This window comes from Streptomyces sp. A0958 (assembly GCF_004795035.1).
In the GTDB taxonomy this organism is placed as follows: domain Bacteria; phylum Actinomycetota; class Actinomycetes; order Streptomycetales; family Streptomycetaceae; genus Streptomyces.
Window position 1 is genome coordinate 65,845 of record NZ_SSBK01000015.1, and the last position, 16,408, is coordinate 82,252.

General features: G+C 72.8%; 14 protein-coding genes and 1 pseudogene. 10 read left to right on the forward strand and 5 right to left on the reverse strand.

The window, feature by feature from the left end; genetic code table 11:
* Positions 1 to 4: 4 nt before the first annotated feature.
* From E6P78_RS17210 to E6P78_RS17220, 3 genes are read right to left on the reverse strand one after another with little or no spacing between them, the layout of a single operon-like run.
* Positions 5 to 463 carry a roadblock/LC7 domain-containing protein gene (locus tag E6P78_RS17210; RefSeq protein WP_136204474.1) on the reverse strand — a complete coding sequence of 153 codons (459 nt, stop codon included), beginning with the start codon at positions 461 to 463 and terminating at the stop codon, positions 5 to 7.
* A gap of 38 nt (positions 464 to 501) precedes the next feature.
* Positions 502 to 1,296 (reverse strand): transcriptional regulator, encoded by a 795-nt coding sequence (locus E6P78_RS17215; protein ID WP_136204475.1) that lies wholly within the window; start codon positions 1,294 to 1,296, stop codon positions 502 to 504.
* On the reverse strand, positions 1,293 to 1,703 hold the full coding sequence (locus tag E6P78_RS17220; protein WP_136204476.1) for a hypothetical protein: 411 nt from the start codon (positions 1,701 to 1,703) through the stop codon (positions 1,293 to 1,295). The genes E6P78_RS17215 and E6P78_RS17220 overlap by 4 nt, the downstream gene beginning before the upstream one ends.
* 232 nt (positions 1,704 to 1,935) lie before the next feature.
* Between E6P78_RS17220 and hutU the strand changes: the two genes are divergently transcribed.
* The 4 genes and pseudogenes from hutU to hutI form a co-directional block, all read left to right on the forward strand.
* Positions 1,936 to 3,597 carry a urocanate hydratase gene (gene hutU, locus E6P78_RS17225; RefSeq protein WP_136204477.1) on the forward strand — a complete coding sequence of 554 codons (1,662 nt, stop codon included), beginning with the start codon at positions 1,936 to 1,938 and terminating at the stop codon, positions 3,595 to 3,597.
* Between the two features lie 167 nt (positions 3,598 to 3,764).
* Positions 3,765 to 4,976, forward strand: a complete 1,212-nt coding sequence (locus E6P78_RS17230; protein WP_136204538.1) for an allantoate amidohydrolase — start codon at positions 3,765 to 3,767, stop codon at positions 4,974 to 4,976.
* The gene (locus tag E6P78_RS17235; protein WP_136204478.1) at positions 4,967 to 6,355 is read left to right on the forward strand and encodes a formimidoylglutamate deiminase; all 1,389 of its coding nucleotides are present in this window, start codon (positions 4,967 to 4,969) and stop codon (positions 6,353 to 6,355) included. The genes E6P78_RS17230 and E6P78_RS17235 overlap by 10 nt, the downstream gene beginning before the upstream one ends.
* Positions 6,356 to 6,411: 56 nt before the next feature.
* Positions 6,412 to 7,581: pseudogene (gene hutI / locus E6P78_RS17240) on the forward strand (imidazolonepropionase); the annotation flags it as partial.
* Positions 7,582 to 7,823: 242 nt separating this feature from the next.
* Here the strand turns inward: hutI and E6P78_RS17245 are convergent.
* On the reverse strand, positions 7,824 to 8,870 hold the full coding sequence (locus E6P78_RS17245) for an RNA polymerase sigma factor SigF (RefSeq protein ID WP_136204539.1): 1,047 nt from the start codon (positions 8,868 to 8,870) through the stop codon (positions 7,824 to 7,826).
* Positions 8,871 to 9,153: 283 nt separating this feature from the next.
* Here E6P78_RS17245 and E6P78_RS17250 point away from each other — a divergent pair, with 283 nt between their 5' ends.
* From E6P78_RS17250 to E6P78_RS17275, 6 genes are all read left to right on the forward strand, one after another.
* A complete protein-coding gene (locus E6P78_RS17250) occupies positions 9,154 to 9,522 on the forward strand; it encodes an STAS domain-containing protein (protein WP_136204479.1) in 369 nt (122 codons plus the stop codon).
* Between the two features lie 243 nt (positions 9,523 to 9,765).
* Entirely contained in the window at positions 9,766 to 10,275 is a 510-nt protein-coding gene (locus E6P78_RS17255) for an ATP-binding protein (RefSeq protein ID WP_136204480.1), read from the forward strand.
* 167 nt (positions 10,276 to 10,442) lie between these two features.
* Complete coding sequence (locus E6P78_RS17260; protein WP_136204481.1) at positions 10,443 to 11,114, forward strand: LPXTG cell wall anchor domain-containing protein; 672 nt, start codon at positions 10,443 to 10,445, stop codon at positions 11,112 to 11,114.
* Between the two features lie 48 nt (positions 11,115 to 11,162).
* A complete protein-coding gene (locus E6P78_RS17265) occupies positions 11,163 to 12,170 on the forward strand; it encodes a hypothetical protein (protein WP_136204482.1) in 1,008 nt (335 codons plus the stop codon).
* Positions 12,167 to 13,303 carry a hypothetical protein gene (locus E6P78_RS17270; RefSeq protein ID WP_206307827.1) on the forward strand — a complete coding sequence of 379 codons (1,137 nt, stop codon included), beginning with the start codon at positions 12,167 to 12,169 and terminating at the stop codon, positions 13,301 to 13,303. The genes E6P78_RS17265 and E6P78_RS17270 overlap by 4 nt, the downstream gene beginning before the upstream one ends.
* Before the next feature lie 35 nt (positions 13,304 to 13,338).
* Complete coding sequence (locus E6P78_RS17275) at positions 13,339 to 14,721, forward strand: hypothetical protein (RefSeq protein ID WP_136204541.1); 1,383 nt, start codon at positions 13,339 to 13,341, stop codon at positions 14,719 to 14,721.
* Positions 14,722 to 14,826: 105 nt separating this feature from the next.
* Here the strand turns inward: E6P78_RS17275 and E6P78_RS17280 are convergent, their stop codons facing one another.
* A complete protein-coding gene (locus tag E6P78_RS17280) occupies positions 14,827 to 16,323 on the reverse strand; it encodes an oligopeptide:H+ symporter (protein WP_136204483.1) in 1,497 nt (498 codons plus the stop codon).
* Positions 16,324 to 16,408 lie beyond the last annotated feature (85 nt).

Sequence of the window (16,408 nt, forward strand, 5' to 3'; positions counted from 1 at the left end):
CCCGTCAGGTCGGGCGGTGCGGGAGGGCGCCGGGCTGTTGCGGGGCGCGGGGCACGGGCGGCGCGGGCTGCGGGGCGCGTTCCAGGGCGCCGTCGACCAGCGCGCCGATGCGGGAGCCGGCCCGGCGGCCCTCCAGATGGAGCCGGCCCACGTTGATCCGGTCCTCGGCCAGCAGGGTCAGGACGGCCTGCGAGCCCGCGGCGTACGTCGCGATGTAACCGGTCTCGCCGCGCACGAGCAGTTCGCGGAAGCCGCCCCGGCCGGTCGCCTCCGTCATCCGGACCGCGACGCCGAGCGCGGCCGCGGTCAGCGCGGCGACCCCCTCGGCCTCCACCCCCGGCGTGTCATGGGCCAGGACCAGGCCGTCGGTGCTGGCCGCCAGCGCGCCCGAGAGGAGCGGTACCCGCGCCCGTAACCGCTGGAGCTCGGCCAGGACGTCCTGCGCTTCGGCTTCGGGCACCATCAGCTGTCTCCTTCCGGCACGCTGTCTGAGCGCGCGTATCACAAGGCCTCCAATGCGTCTCGGAGCCGGCGCAACAGGGCGACGTCGGGGTCGGCCGTGACCTCGGGAAGCGCGATCCGGGCCGCCGCGGAGGCGGCAGAGGCGGCCGGGGGGACCGCCTCGACGAGTCCGGCCGCCGCGAGGCGCCGCAGGTCGACCAGGATGTGGAACGCGGACGTGCCGAGCTCCTGCGCGATGTCGGTGGCCGTACGCACCCCGTCCACGCACTCCAGCACGCGGCGCTGACGCGGCGGCACGGGCGAGTCGGCCGGGCGGCCGGTCCGCAGGAGCGGGGCCGTGTCGCCCGCCGCGTCCGGCCAGATCCGGTCCAGCAGTTCCCGGCGCCGGAGCGTCTCGCGCTGCACGGCGTCCACGGGAACGGGGCGCACGGGGCCGATCCAGTGCGCGACCCCGTAACGGAAGCGGGCCGGGGTCCGGGTCGGGGCGAGGGCGAAGAACGCCGCGTCGTACAGCGCGCCCAGGTGGCACAGCTCCAGCGCGCCGCCCGGCACCCGGCCGCTGTCCACGAGGTGCCGCCCGACACGCTGGCCGGCCCCCGCCTCGGCGACCGCGTCCCACCAGCCCTCGCGCCGCAGCGCACCGCCCCGGGTGAGCAGGACGTCGATGCCGGGCGTCGCCGGGGACTCGGCGTGCACCACCTTGCCGTCGGCGAGGTACAGCGTGCCCCGGTCGCGCATCAGGGCGCCGGTGGCCCGTTCGGCGGCGAGGCGCTGGAGCATGGGCGAGAGCACCGGGGCGGCGGGGACGGACTCTCCCGCGAGGGCGGCTGTCATGCGAGGACCAGCCGCTCGGCCATCTCGCCCAGCCGTATCCGGGCCAGCGCCAGATTGCCTTCCGCGCGGTCCAGCCACAGGTGGAGGAAGACGCTGCTGTCGAAGTCCGTCTCCACGAACCGCAGGATGTGGTAGCCGGCGCGGGTGGTGACGATGACGTCCTCGACCGGGGGAGCGGCGGTCCCCCCGGCGGCGGCCGGCGCGTCCGGTAACCCGAGGGCGAAGGCGGGCTGTTCGGCCGCCATCCGGGCCACCTCGGCCGTCTCCGCCGCGGTGGCCTCGTGGTCGCCGTTGGGCGATTCGCCGATGGTGCCGAGGGCGAGACCGCTCGTCCAGTCGACGACGGCGGCGCCCCTGGCACCGGGCAGTCTCATGACGTCGAGCAGGCACTCGTCGATTCCGGGCACGCGGATTCCCCTCCGACACGGTGTTCGGCTGTGACCCAGAGGTTACGCAACGTGCTCGATCCAGGTGGGGGTTCTGGCATTTTCCATCGGTACATGCAGGTGGTTGCCGGAGAATGCCCCGCCGCGAAGCGGACGGGGCGGCTCCTGGGCCTCCCGGCCCGGGCTGTTGACTGGAGCTATTCACCCACCCAAGATGTGAATAGAAAAATCACAGTCGCGAGGAGGCACCGCCATGTCAGGACCCCGCCCCGTACGGGCGCCGCGCGGTACGGAACTGAGCGCCCTGGGATGGCAGCAGGAAGCCGCCCTGCGCATGCTGCAGAACAACCTCGACCCCGAGGTCGCCGAGCACCCCGACAAGCTCGTCGTCTACGGCGGCACGGGCAAGGCGGCCCGCGACTGGCGCTCGTTCGACGCGATGGTCCGTACGCTGCGCACGCTCAAGCAGGACGAGACGATGCTCGTCCAGTCCGGGCGGCCGGTCGGCGTCATGCAGACGCACGAGTGGGCGCCGAGGGTCCTGATCGCCAACTCCAACCTGGTCGGCGACTGGGCGAACTGGGAGGAGTTCCGCCGCCTGGAGGCGCTCGGGCTCACCATGTACGGGCAGATGACCGCCGGATCGTGGATCTACATCGGCACCCAGGGCATCCTTCAGGGAACCTACGAGACGTTCGCCGCCGTCGCCGCGAAGAAGTTCGGCGGCTCGCTGGCCGGGACGATCACCCTGACCGCCGGACTCGGCGGGATGGGCGGCGCCCAGCCGCTCGCCGTCACCATGAACGACGGCGTCGCGATCTGCGTCGACTGCGACCCGCGCGCCATCGAACGCCGCATCGAGCACCGCTACCTCGACGTGCGCGCCGACTCCCTGGAGCACGCGCTCCAACTCGCCGTCGAGGCGCGCGACGCCCGCCGTCCGCTCTCCATCGGCCTTCTCGGCAACGCGGCGGAGCTGCTGCCCCGGATGCTCGCCGAGGGCGCCCCCATCGACATCGTCACCGACCAGACCAGCGCGCACGACCCGCTGGCCTATCTGCCGGCCGGCGTCGACTTCGACGACATGGCCGCCTACGCCGCCGAGAAGCCCGCCGACTTCACCCAGCGGGCGCGCGAGTCGATGGCCCGCCACGTCGAGGCCATGGTCGGTTTCATGGACGCCGGCGCGGAGGTCTTCGACTACGGCAACTCGATCCGCGGCGAGGCGCGGCTCGCCGGGTACGAGCGGGCCTTCGACTTCCCCGGCTTCGTCCCCGCCTACATCCGGCCGCTGTTCTGCGAGGGCAAGGGCCCGTTCCGCTGGGCGGCGCTGTCCGGCGAGGCGTCCGACATCCACAAGACGGACAAGGCGCTGCTCGAACTCTTCCCGGGGAACGAGTCCCTGCACCGCTGGATCAACATGGCCGGCGAGCGCGTCCGCTTCCAGGGCCTGCCCGCCCGCATCTGCTGGCTCGGCTACGGCGAACGGGACCGGGCCGGCGAGCGGTTCAACGACATGGTGGCGAGCGGTGAACTCGCCGCGCCCCTTGCGATCGGGCGCGACCACCTGGACTGCGGGTCCGTGGCCTCCCCGTACCGCGAGACCGAGGCCATGCTCGACGGCTCCGACGCCATCGCGGACTGGCCGCTGCTGAACGCCATGGTCAACGTGGCGTCGGGCGCCTCCTGGGTCTCCATCCACCACGGCGGCGGCGTCGGCATGGGCCGCTCCATCCACGCCGGCCAGGTCACGGTCGCGGACGGCACGCCGCTGGCCGGCGAGAAGATCCGCCGGGTGCTGACCAACGACCCGGGCATGGGGGTCATCCGGCACGTGGACGCGGGGTACGACATCGCGGAGTCCGTCGCCTCGGACAAGGGTGTGCGGGTGCCGATGAGGGAGGACGGAGCGTGACGGGGCCGTTCCCGGCCGGTTCGGGGGACGGCACCGGTCCGGTGGGGGGTGCGGGGGCGTTGCCGGGCGCGGCTTCCGTCGTGCCCGCCCTCCCCCACAGCCCCGAGGGCGTGAGAGGTACCCCCCTCGCCCTGCGGAACGAACGCCCACAACAGTCCTTCCAGGCCATGTGGGCGGAGCTCGCGCCCATCGGGCGGCACTCCGGCAGCGGCGGGTACCGGCGGTACGCCTGGACCGGGGCCGACACCGACTGCCGGGACTGGTTCCGGGCGCAGGCCGAGGCCCGGGGGCTGGTCCTGGAGACCGACCGGAACGGCAACCAGTGGGCCTGGCTCGGTGACCCCCTCGCGGGGGACGCCGTCGTCACCGGCTCGCACCTCGACTCCGTACCCGACGGTGGCGCCTTCGACGGGCCGCTCGGTGTCGTGTCCTCCTTCGCCGCGCTCGACGAACTCCGCCGCAGGGGTGCGGAGTTCACCCGGCCGCTGGCCATCACCAACTTCGGTGACGAGGAAGGGGCCCGCTTCGGCCTCGCCTGCGTCGGCTCCCGGCTCGCCGCCGGGCAGCTGACCGTCGAGGCCGCGCACCGGCTGCGCGACGGGGACGGTGTCACGCTCCCGCAGGCCATGGCCGCCGCCGGATACGACCCCGACGCCATCGGGCCCGACCCCGAACGGCTCGCCCGTATCGGCGCGTTCGTCGAACTCCACGTCGAGCAGGGCCGCGCCCTCGACCTCACCGGCGACCCCGTCGGCATCGCCTCCGCGATCTGGCCGCACGGGCGCTGGCGGTTCGACTTCCGGGGCGAGGCCAACCACGCCGGCACCACCCGCCTCGCCGACCGGCGCGACCCGATGCTCACGTACGCCGAGACCGTCCTCGCCGCCCGCCGCGAGGCGGAACTCGCAGGCGCCCTTGCCACCTTCGGCAAGGTCGCCGTCGAGCCCAACGGCGTCAACGCCATCCCCTCCCTCGTGCGCGGCTGGCTCGACTCCCGCGCCGCCGACCAGGACACCCTGGACACCGTCGTCGCCGCCGTCGAACAGGCCGCCCGGGACCACGCCGAACGGGCCGGCATCGACCTCGACGTCGTCCGCGAGTCGTTCACGCCCGTCGTCGAGTTCCAGCACGCCCTGCGCGACGAACTGGGCACCCTGCTCAAGGGCTCCGCCCGGGGCACCGGCCGCGCGGTCCCCGTGCTCGGCACCGGAGCCGGACACGACGCGGGCATTCTGTCCGCCTCGGTCCCGACCGCCATGCTGTTCGTACGGAACCCGACCGGGATCTCGCACTCGCCGGCCGAACACGCCGCCGAGGACGACTGCGTGGCCGGGGTGACCGCACTCGCCGACGTACTGGAAGGACTCGCGTGCCGCTGACGACGGAGGGGACGGGCAAGCCCGTCACCGTGACGTACTGGCTGTCCCATGCCTGGCTCGGCACCCATGTCGAGCCGGGCGTCCTCCTGGAGGTGTCGTCCGGCGGGCGGATCGCCGGCGTACGGACCGGCGTGGACGCCCCGCCGCCCGGCGCGACCGTGCTGCGCGGGCTCACCCTGCCGGGGCTGGCCAACACCCACTCGCACGCCTTCCACCGCGCCCTGCGCTCCACCGTGCAGGTCGGCTCCGGCACCTTCTGGACGTGGCGCGAGACCATGTACCAGGTCGCGTCCCGGCTCACGCCCGACACGTACCACGCGCTGGCCCGGGCGGTTTACGCGGAGATGGCGCTCGCCGGCATCACCGCGGTCGGCGAATTCCACTATCTGCACCACGGGCCCGGCGGCACCCCCTACGACAACCCGAACGCCATGGGCGAGGCGCTGATCGCGGCCGCCCGGGAAGCCGGCATCCGGATCACCCTGCTGGACACCGCCTACCTCTCCGCCGGATTCGGCCCCGCGCCCGCCCTGTACCGCAAGCCCGACCGGCACCAGCTGCGCTTCAGCGACACGACCGCCGAGGCCTGGGCCGAGCGCGCCTCCCTCCTCAAGGGCGACGACCACACGCTCATCGGCGCCGCCGTCCACTCCGTGCGGGCCGTCCCGGCCGGCGAACTCGCCACCGTCGCCCAGTGGGCCGAGGAGCGGCAGGCGCCCCTGCATGTCCACCTCTCCGAGCAGACCGCCGAGAACGACGCCTGCCTCGCCACCCACGGCCGCACCCCCACCCGGCTCCTCGCCGACCACGGCGTCCTCGGACCCCGCACCACCGGCGTCCACAACACCCACCTCACCGACGAGGACATCGCGCTCCTCGGCTCCACGGCCACCGGCACCTGCATGTGCCCGACCACCGAACGCGACCTCGCCGACGGCATCGGCCCGGCGGCCGCCCTCCAGCGCGCCGGCTCCCCGCTCTCGCTCGGCAGCGACAGCCACGCCGTGATCGACCTCTTCGAAGAGGCCCGCGCGATGGAACTCAACGAGCGCCTGCGCACCCGCCGCCGCGGCCACTGGACCGCCGCCGCCCTGCTGCGCGCCGCCTCCGCCGACGGCCACGCCGCACTCGGCCGGCCCGACGCGGGCGTCCTCGAACCGGGCGCCCCCGCCGACCTGGTGACCGTCGCCCTGGACTCCGTCAGAACAGCGGGCCCCGTGCCACGACTGGGGGCCGAGACAGCCGTATTCGCCGCCTCCGCGGCCGACGTCCGCCACACGGTGGTCGCGGGGCGCCACCTCGTACGCGACGGGCGGCACACGCTGATCGACGACGTCCCCGAAGCGCTCGCCCGGGCCGTCGCGGCCCTGCACCACTGAGCAGCGGCCCGGGGGACAACCCCCGGCGGCCCCCACACAAGGAGAGCAGTCCCCCGATGACGACGACCGCCATCACCCACATCTCCGCCCTGGTCACCAACGACCCCTCCCTCGGCGACGAATCCCCCCTCGGACTGATCCAGGACGCCGCCGTCGTCATCGAGGGCGACCGCGTCGTGTGGACCGGTGAATCAAGCAAAGCACCCGCCACTGACAACGCCGTCGACGCGGGCGGCCGGGCCGTCGTCCCCGGCTTCGTGGACTCCCACTCCCACCTGGTCTTCGCGGGCGACCGCACCCAGGAGTTCAACGCCCGGATGTCCGGCCGGCCCTACAGCGCGGGCGGCATCCGCACCACCGTCGCCGCCACCCGCGCCGCCACCGACGAGGAGCTTTCCGCCAACGTCGCCCGCTACCTCGCCGAGGCGCTGCGCCAGGGCACCACCACGTTCGAGACCAAGTCCGGTTACGGCCTCACCGTCGAGGACGAGGCCCGCGCCCTGCGCATCGCCGCCCGCCACACCGACGAGGTCACGTTCCTCGGCGCCCACATCGTCCCCCCGGACCACGCCGACGACCCGGCCGGATACGTCGACCTGGTCACCGGCCCGATGCTCGACGCCTGCGCCCCGCACGCCCGCTGGATCGACGTCTTCTGCGAGCGCGGCGCCTTCGACGGCGACCAGGCGCGGGCGATCCTCACCGCGGGCCGCGCCAGGGGCCTGCACCCCCGGGTCCACGCCAACCAACTCGGCCACGGCCCCGGCGTGCAACTCGCCGTGGAACTCGACGCCGCGTCCGCCGACCACTGCACCCACCTGACCGACGCGGACGTCGACGCGCTGGCCCACTCCGCCACCGTCGCCACACTGCTGCCGGGTGCCGAGTTCTCCACCCGCGCCGCCTGGCCGGACGCCCGCCGCCTCCTGGACGCGGGCGCCACCGTCGCCCTCTCCACGGACTGCAACCCGGGCTCCTCGTTCACCTCGTCCCTGCCGTTCTGCATCGCCCTCGCCGTGCGCGACATGGGCATGACCCCGGACGAGGCCGTCTGGTCCGCCACCGCGGGCGGCGCCGCGGCCCTGCGCCGCGACGACATCGGCCGCCTCACCCCGGGCGCCCGCGCCGATCTGGTGCTCCTGGACGCGCCCAGCCACGTCCACCTCGCCTACCGGCCGGGCGTGCCGCTGGTCCACGAGGTCTGGCGCGCCGGCGAGCGCGTCGTGGCCCCGCACAGTGGCGGCCCCCACAGCGGGCCCGTACGCCACCCCGTAAGGCGGCCCCCACAGCGGCCCCTACGCCGCACCCCGTAAGGCGGCCCCCACAGCGGCCCGTACGGCGGCTGGCGCGGACGACCGGCCGGGAAGTCCCGGGAGCGGGAACGCGGAAGGACCTGCCCCGGCGGGGCAGGTCCTTTCTCCGGCAGGCCTCGCGCACACCGCCCGGCGGGCGCGCCGCGAGGTGTGCGCTACTCGTCCAGCGTCAGACCCCTGCGCAGCTTCACCAGCGTGCGCGAGAGCAGTCTCGACACGTGCATCTGGGAGATGCCCAGCTCCTCGCCGATCTCCGACTGCGTCATGTTGGCGACGAAGCGGAGCGAGAGGATCTTCCGGTCGCGGCCGGGCAGCGCGGCGATCAGCGGCTTCAGGGACTCGACGTACTCGATGCCTTCGAGCCCGTGGTCCTCGTAGCCGATCCGGTCGGCCATCGCGCCCTCGTGCTCGTCCTCCTCGGGCTTGGCGTCCAGCGAGCTGGCGGTGTACGCGTTGCTCGCGGCCATGCCCTCCACGACCTCGTCGCGGCTGAGGCCGAGGCGGTCGGCGAGCTCGCCCACGGTGGGCGCCCGGTCGAGCTGCTGGGCGAGCTCGTCGCCCGCCTTGGCCAGGTCGAGCCGCAGTTCCTGCAGGCGGCGCGGTACGCGCACGGACCAGCTGGTGTCGCGGAAGAAACGCTTGATCTCGCCGACGATGGTCGGCATCGCGAAGGTCGGGAACTCGACGCCCCGGCTGAGCTCGAAGCGGTCGATCGCCTTGATCAGACCTATGGTGCCGACCTGGACGATGTCCTCCATCGGCTCGCTGCGGGAGCGGAACCGGGAGGCGGCGAACTTGACGAGGGCCAGGTTCAGCTCGACGAGCGTGTTGCGTACGTAGGAGTACTCGGGCGTGCCCTCTTCGAGGGTTTCGAGCCGCGCGAAGAGCGTCTTCGACAGGGCCCTGGCGTCCAGCGCCCCCACTTCGGTGTAGGGCGGGATCTCGGGAAGCCCTGCGAGGCCGTCGGTGTCGAATGCGGCACTGTGTGTGTACGGGGCGCTGTGCGTGTACGAGACGCTGTGCGTGTACGGGGCACTGTGCGGGTATGCGGTACTGCGGGTGAAGCGGTCACTGCCACTGCTGGTGCTGCCGGTGCGCGTGCCGTGCGGGACGGTCGCAGCAGGGGAGTCTGATTCGGTCAGTCCCTGAGGACATGCCGACGTCGCGTTGTGGGTACGCGCTTCGTCGAGCCGGGGTGACATGGTCTCCTCCATCGTTCTCGGCATATGGCTGCCGATGCCCATACGTGTTCCTGCGGTGAAGCGGCGCCTCCAAAGCCGGTCGTGTTTTGGGTGTCCCCCTACCCTTACCCGCTCGTCATGGGTCGGTACAACCGCCAATTGACGCTATATGTCCGGTTTGTTGAGGTCTTCGGCTACCGCATGGCGCATGGAACGCGTAGTGTTCCAAGGACATCAGTGACAGCTGCCACGCATCTGCAGGTACAGGGATGCGGACAGTGACGAGCGGTGAAGAGGGACGGGCATGGACCGCGGGACGGTCGGCAGTGCGAACCGGGGTCGGCTTCAGGTCGAGGTCCGGACCGAGGGGCGCAGCGAGGTGGTGACGCCGGTGGGTGAGCTCGACCACCACACGGCGGATCTGCTGCGTGAGCCCCTGGAGAGCGCGGTCGAGCAGGGGCGTGCGCGCCTGGTGGTCGACTGCTCGCGACTCGACTTCTGTGATTCAACCGGGCTGAACGTGCTGCTCGGTGCCCGCCTCAAGGCGGAGGCAGCCGGGGGAGGGGTTCATTTGGCCGCAATGCAGCCGGTGGTGGCGCGGGTCTTCGAGATCACGGGGGCCGAGGCGGTTTTCACCGTCCACGCCTCACTCGACGAGGCCCTGGCCCCCTGACCGGGAGGCGTTCCGGCACCCCGGGCGTCTCGTCCGTGACGGGAGTTACGCGGTCCGCGTAGCCGAAATGGGTGTCGTCGCGATTGGGCCGGGCAGGAGATCTTCCGGCGAGCCCGGGCGGCCCGGCCACCCGTACCTGTGCGGTTCCTGTATCAGTGTCCGTATCGGTATTCGTATTCGTATCTGTTCAATGGGTCGTATCCGTTCCAGGGCGACATGGTGAATCGGTGAGGTGAAGCGCTGATGAGCACCACCCGGCAGCATCCGCCGGGCGGCCTCGGCCGCGAGCCGGAGGGCGCGGGCGTTTCCTCCGCCGAGCCCGTCCGGCCGGCCGAGGGCGCCGAGCGGCAGTGGCGCAGGCTGTCGTTGCGGGAGGCAACCGGCATCGTGCCGACCGCCCGTGATTTCGCCCGCCAGGCGCTCCAGGACTGGGGCTGGCTCCCCGCGGCCGGCGCCGACCGCCGCGCGGCCGCGGAGGACGTCCTGCTGGTCGTCTCCGAGCTCGTCACCAACGCGTGCCTGCACGCGGACGGCCCCGACGAGATCCGCATCGCCCGCAGCCCCAAGATGCTGCGCGTGGAGGTCGCCGACGGCGGGGCGGGCCAGCCCGCGCCGCGTACTCCCCACCGGGCGGGGCGCCCCGGCGGCCACGGCATGTTCATCGTGCAGCGGCTCTGCATGGACTGGGGAGTCGTACGTGTGCCGGGCGAGCCCGGCAAGACCGTCTGGGCGGAGCTGGCCGCCCCGGCATAACCGACCCCCCTCCCCACCCCCCCTCCAGGAGCGCGCCGGATCGGCGCGCTCTTTGTCTTCCCTCCACACGGCCCCGGGCGTACCTTGAGCGCCCAATCTGATGTGTCGTCAGTTATGTGTGCCGCATCGCGGCGGCGCGCGACGACCCGGCCTGAGGGGAATTCGAGGTGCCGAACCAGAAACGAACAGCTCTCGCGCTGGCGTCCGGTCTTGCGGGTGCGGCGGTGCTGCTGGCCGCGCCCGCCGCCCACGCGACGGTCGTCGACGTCGACTACAAGTGCAAGACCCCCATCGGGGACAAGGCCGCCGTCTCGCCCATCGACATCAAGAGCGTCAAGAGCGGCAGCGGCTACAAGCTGACGATGTCCTTCCAGAAGGGCGTCTCCTCCAGCCCGGTCGAGCTGGGCAAGGGCGCGATGAACCCCAGCGCGGTCATCAAGGTCGGCGGCGCCGACCCCGGGCAGCTCACCGTCACCGGGCCCGCCAACACGGCCGCCATCCCCGCCAACAGCCCCATCAAGATCAGCGACCTGAGCGGGACGTACACCCCGAAGAAGAGCGGCAAGGTCACCTTGACCGCAGGCGTCCTCACCATCAAGGCCCTCGGTACGACGACGACCTGCACCCCCGCGAACAACCCGGGCCCCTCCCTCACCCTCGACGTCACGGCCGCGGGCGGCGGTACGACGCGGACCGAGCCGTCCACCCAGGACGCGCTGCCCAAGACCGGACCGATGGACTCCGCGATCGCGCTCGGCACCCTCGGCGGCACGGTCCTCCTGACGGGCGCGGCCGGAGTCCTGTGGCTGACCCGGCGCGGACAGCACGCGGCGGGCTGACCTCCCCGCGCGACCCGCCCCCCGCCGCCACGCACCAGGGAGCCGCCCATGCCGCCGCCGACCGGCCCTACTGCCCGACGCGCCCTCGCCCTGCCGCTGCCGCTGCTGCCGCTGTTCGCAGTCCTCCCGCTGCTCGCCGCCCCGGCGGCGGCCGGAGCCGCCGAGCAGCCCGCCGCCCCGGCGTGGACGGCGGGCCCCTCGGCGCACGCCTCCGGGGAGGCCGTCGCCCGGCCGTACTTCTACCTGGAGGGCCTGCCCGGCAGCGTCCTGCGCGACCGGCTCTCGGTCACCAACCCGGGGACGGAGCCGGTCACCGTACGGCTGCGCGGCGCCGACGCGTACAACGCCGGCGACGGCTCCTTCGCGGTGCGAGGTAAGCGCGGCTCCACCGGCACCGGCGCCTGGCTGCGGACGGCGCGCACCGAGGTGACCGTGCCCGCCCGCACCCGGGCCGACGTGCCCGTCACGTTCACCGTGCCCGCCGACGCGCTGCCCGGCGACCACCCCGGCGCGATCGTCGCGGAGAGCGGCGGCCGCTCGGTGGGCGTACAGGTCAGGCTGCGGGTCGGCGGGCCGAGGCTCGCCGCGCTCACCGTGGAGGACGTCGGCGTCGTCGGGCACACCATCCGCTACACGCTGGTCAACCGGGGCAACACCGTCCTCGTACCGCGTCTGGCCGTCAGCGCGGACGGACTCTTCGCCCACCTGCGGCGCGGCGCCCGCGCCCTGCCCGTGGAGCTGCTGCCCGGGCAGCGGGCGCACCTCACCGAACCCTGGCCGGACGCCCCCGCGCTGGACTCCGCCACCGTACGGCTGCGGGTCACGGCGGCGGGCGGCGCCCACGACGAGGCGACGGCCACGGCGGTCTTCGTCCCCTGGGCGCCCGTCACCGGCGGCGCCCTGCTGCTCCTGGCCGCCGCCACCGCGTTCGCGTACGGGCTCCGGCGCAGGCGGCGGGCCGGGCGGGCGGCGCGCGACGAGGGGGCGGGCCCGCAGGCCGGGCCCCGGAAGCACACCGACGAGAGGCACCTGGTGAAGGCGGGAGCGCAATCGTGACTGGAAGGACCGGAGCTGCGACGACCCGGAGCGACGGCCGCGAGCGGGCGGCCGTGCTGCTCGCCGCCCTGCTGGCCGCGCTCCTGCCCGCACTGCTCCTGAGCGCCCCCGGCGCCCATGCCGACGGCCGGAGCGCGACCGCCCCGAAACCGGCCGTCACGCTGCCCGACAAGGAGGCAGGCAAGGGCGGTTCGATCACCGTCAAGGGCAGCGGCTGGCGGTCCGGGGCGCTGCTCATGCTGCTCATCTGCGGGCAGTCCAGCCCCGCACGCGGGGTGATCGGCGGCACCAACTCCTGCGCCAACGCGGACGGCAGGGCGGTCACCACCGACACCAAGGGCGCGTTCAGCACGAAGCTGCCCGTCTCCGAGCCGCCCGTGCCGTGCCCCTGCGTGGTGCATGTCGCCACGGTCACCGGGGAAGAGGCCCTGGCCGACGCGGTGTTCGTGGTCGCGGGACACCCCGTCGCCGCGCTGCCGAAGCAGACGGGACAGGGCAAGCTCGCCGTCCTGGCCGCCACCCGCCTGGAGGGTGAGAGCTCCGTCCTCACCTGGTTCGGCGCCCCGCCCACCCGCCGCCTCGTGTTCACGGTCGGCAACATGGGCTCGGCCCCGGTCCAGGACCCGGTCTTCCGGGTCGGCACCGCGCACGGCGTCTACGCCCCGCAGTGGGAGGAGCGGCAGTGGCACGGGACCGTCGCACCCGGCCGCAAGGCCCGTATCGAACTGCCCGTCGAGCTGGCGGCGGGCGCCCACGGCGACTACCGGATCTCCCTGAAGTACGGCACGAAGGTGCTCGCCGAGCAGCCGTGGGGGGTCGGCCGCCCGTGGGGCGTCACGCTCTTCTGGATTCTGCTCTGCCTCGTGGTGCCCGCCGCCGTCTTCCGCATCGGCATGGCGGTCGTCGACCGGGTACGGCCGCGCTCCGCGCACGCGGCGTCCCGCCGGGGCCGGCGCGCCTCCCCGCTCGCCGGGGCGACCGCGAGGCTCCCGAGGCTGCGGCGCGCACACGCCGCGCCCGTACCCGCCGCACCGGCCGGTGAACCACGCGCCTCCGGCACGGCCGCGCTGCCCTGGTTCACCCCCGAATCCGCACCGTCAGAGCACAGCCCGACGACGAAGGGACATACGTGAGTACGCAACGCAGGACGGTCGCGGCGGGAGTCGCGATGATGATCGGCGGGGCGGGCATGCTGCTGGCCGCGAGCCCGGCCCAAGCCGCCGACATCTCGTACAAGACGGAGTGCGTACCCCCGGCCATCTCCGGACTGCCGGCCGTACAGGGCACCACGCAGGTCCAGTTGACCGCGCCCGCCGAGGCCAAGGTCGGGGACACCGTCGAGGTCGTGTGGAAGACGGTCCAGGCCGCCTCCAGCAACCCCGACGTCCTCGATCTCGACAAGGACACCGTCAAGCCGACCGGCACCATCAAGCTGGGCGGGGCCGCCACCGGCGACCTGAAGCTGGAGGGGCCACGGCAGAACCCGGCGATCCCGAAGAAGAGTCCGATGATCCTGCCGGACATGAAGGGGTCGCTGAAGCTGGAGAAGGCGGGCGAGCTGACGCTGACGCCGGACGCGTACGCCATCAACGTCTCCAAGCCGATCTCCACCGACACCAAGTGCACCCCCAAGGAGACCGTCCGGCCGGGCGCGACGATCAAGGTCACGGACGGCGGCACGGGCACGACCACGGGCGGCACGACGACCGGTGGTTCGACGGACGGAGGGACGACGAGCGGGGGGACGACGAGCGGGGGGACGACGAGCGGAGGGTCGACGACCACGGGTGGTACGACGGCCGGTGGTGACACCGGCGGTTCAACATCCGGCGGTACAACTTCAGGTAGTACCGCTTCAGGTGGTACCACCACCGGCGGCAGTGGCGGCGCCACCGACTTCCCCGGCAAGGAGGTCGCCGTCGACTTCGCCTGCAAGTCGCCGGGGCCCGCCTCCATCGCCTCCAAGGTGACGATCAACGCCAAGAAGAGCGGCGGCGGCTACGGGCTGACGGTCAAGACGGCCAAGGGTGTGATGGACAGCCCGGCCGCCCTGCCCGCCGGGGCGCTCAAGCCGTCCATGCAGATCGTCATCGGCGGCGCCGACAAGGGCTCCGTGACCGTCACCGGGCCGGGCAACCCCGCGCCGCTGGAGACGGGCAAGCCGGTCGACCTGCCGGACATGACGGGCACGTACAAGCCCGGCGCCTCCGGCTCGTCCACGCTCACCCCCGGCGCCCTGACGATCGACGTCACGCTCGGCGGCGCGAAGATCAACATTCCGTGCACGGTCACGGGCTCGCCGAAGGCCTCGCTCACCCTCGACACCACCGCCCAGGAGGGCGGCGTGTCCGGCGCGTCCGGCGGGGGCTCCACCGGCTCGGGCGGAGCGGCGGCGGCCGGCGGCACGGCGTCGGGCGGCGGGCTCGCGGCCACCGGGGCCGACGACCACGGCGCCCTGCGCGCGCTCGGCCTGGTGGCCGGCACGGCGATCCTGTTGGGCGGCGCGGTGTTCACGTTCACCCCGTGGCGCCGACTGCGCGCCGGACGCTGAGCCGGACCCGTACGGCACACGGAAAGGGCCGCCGCACCCGTGGAAACGGTGCGGCGGCCCTGGGGCGTGTTCCGGAAGTCGCGCCCGCCGTGCGGCTCCAAGCGGTCAGTTCACGTCGCCCATGTGCTGGGAGACCTTCTTGCGGTACATCCAGATGCCGACACCGGCGATGACGGCGAGGATCACCTCGAAGGCGACGGCCCCGGTGTTGTCCAGGTCGATGCCGATCTGCTTGGAGGTGAGGAGACCGGTCACGGAGTCGCCGGCGGTGACGGCGAGGAACCAGACGCCCATCATCTGGGAGCTGTACTTCGCCGGGGCCATCTTCGTGGTGACCGACAGGCCGACCGGGGAGAGGCAGAGCTCGGCGACCGTCTGGATGAAGTAGATCGCCACCAGCCACATCGGGCTGACCTTGCCGCCGTTGGCGGCGGTGTCGAGCAGCGGGATCAGGAAGACGGCGAAGGAGACGCCGATCAGCACGAGGCTGGAGGCGAACTTGACGGCGGTGCTCGGCTCCTTGCCGCGCTTGTTCAGCCACAGCCACGCCGAAGCGAGCACGGGGGCCAGCGCCATGACGAAGATCGGGTTCAGCGACTGGTACCAGGACGTCGGGAAGTGGAACCCGAGCAGGGTGTTCGTCGTCGAGTGCTCACCGAAGATCGACAGGGTCGAGCCGTTCTGGTCGTAGATCATCCAGAAGACGGCGGCGACCACGAAGAACCAGATGTAGCCCGACAGCTTGGACTGCTCGGTGGTCGTCAGCTCCTTGTCGCGCTTCATGCGGACCAGGACGGCGACCGGGATGATCAGTCCGGCGAGGGTGATCGGCAGCACGCCCCAGTCGACGAAGTTGCCGGTGACGCCGAGCAGGCCGTAGAAGGCGACCGCGACGATCAGCCAGATCAGGCCCTTGCGCAGGGCGGAGCTCTTCTCCTGCTCCGTGGCCGGGGTGGCGACGACGTCGCTCTCCGGGCTCAGGTGGCGGGTGCCGAGCATGAACTGGGTGAGGCCCAGGGCCATGCCGACCGCGGCCAGCGCGAAGCCGAAGTGCCAGTTGACGTTCTCGCCGACGGTGCCGATGGACAGCGGGGCGAGGAAGGCGCCGACGTTGATGCCGATGTAGAAGAGGGTGAAGCCGCCGTCCCGGCGCGGGTCCTCCGGACCCTTGTAGAGGTGGCCGACCATCGTGGAGATGTTGGCCTTCAGCAGGCCGGAACCGAGCGCGACGAGGGCGAGCCCCGCGAAGAAGGTCGCCGAGTTGGGCACCGCGAGCGTGATGTGGCCGAGGATGACGACGGCGCCGCCGATGGCGACCGTCTTGCGCGGCCCCCAGAAGCGGTCGGCCATCCAGCCGCCGGGCATGGCGAGCAGGTAGACCATCGCCATGTAGGCCGAGTAGATCGTCGTGGCCGTGGTGGCGTTCATGTGCATGCCGCCGGGCGCGATCAGGTACAGCGGCAGCAGTGCCTTCATGCCGTAGAAGCTGTAGCGCTCCCACATCTCGGTCATGAAGAGGGTGGCCAGGCCGCGGGGGTGGCCGAAGAAGGTCTTCTCGCCGCCCCCGGTGCTCGCCGGGTCCTTCGTCAGGCTGGACGCCATGATCGATCCTTGAGTGCTCGGGACGCGACGCCTCGGTGAAGCGGTACGCGCCCGGTGGGGGGAGGCCGGCACCGGCGCGGGTACG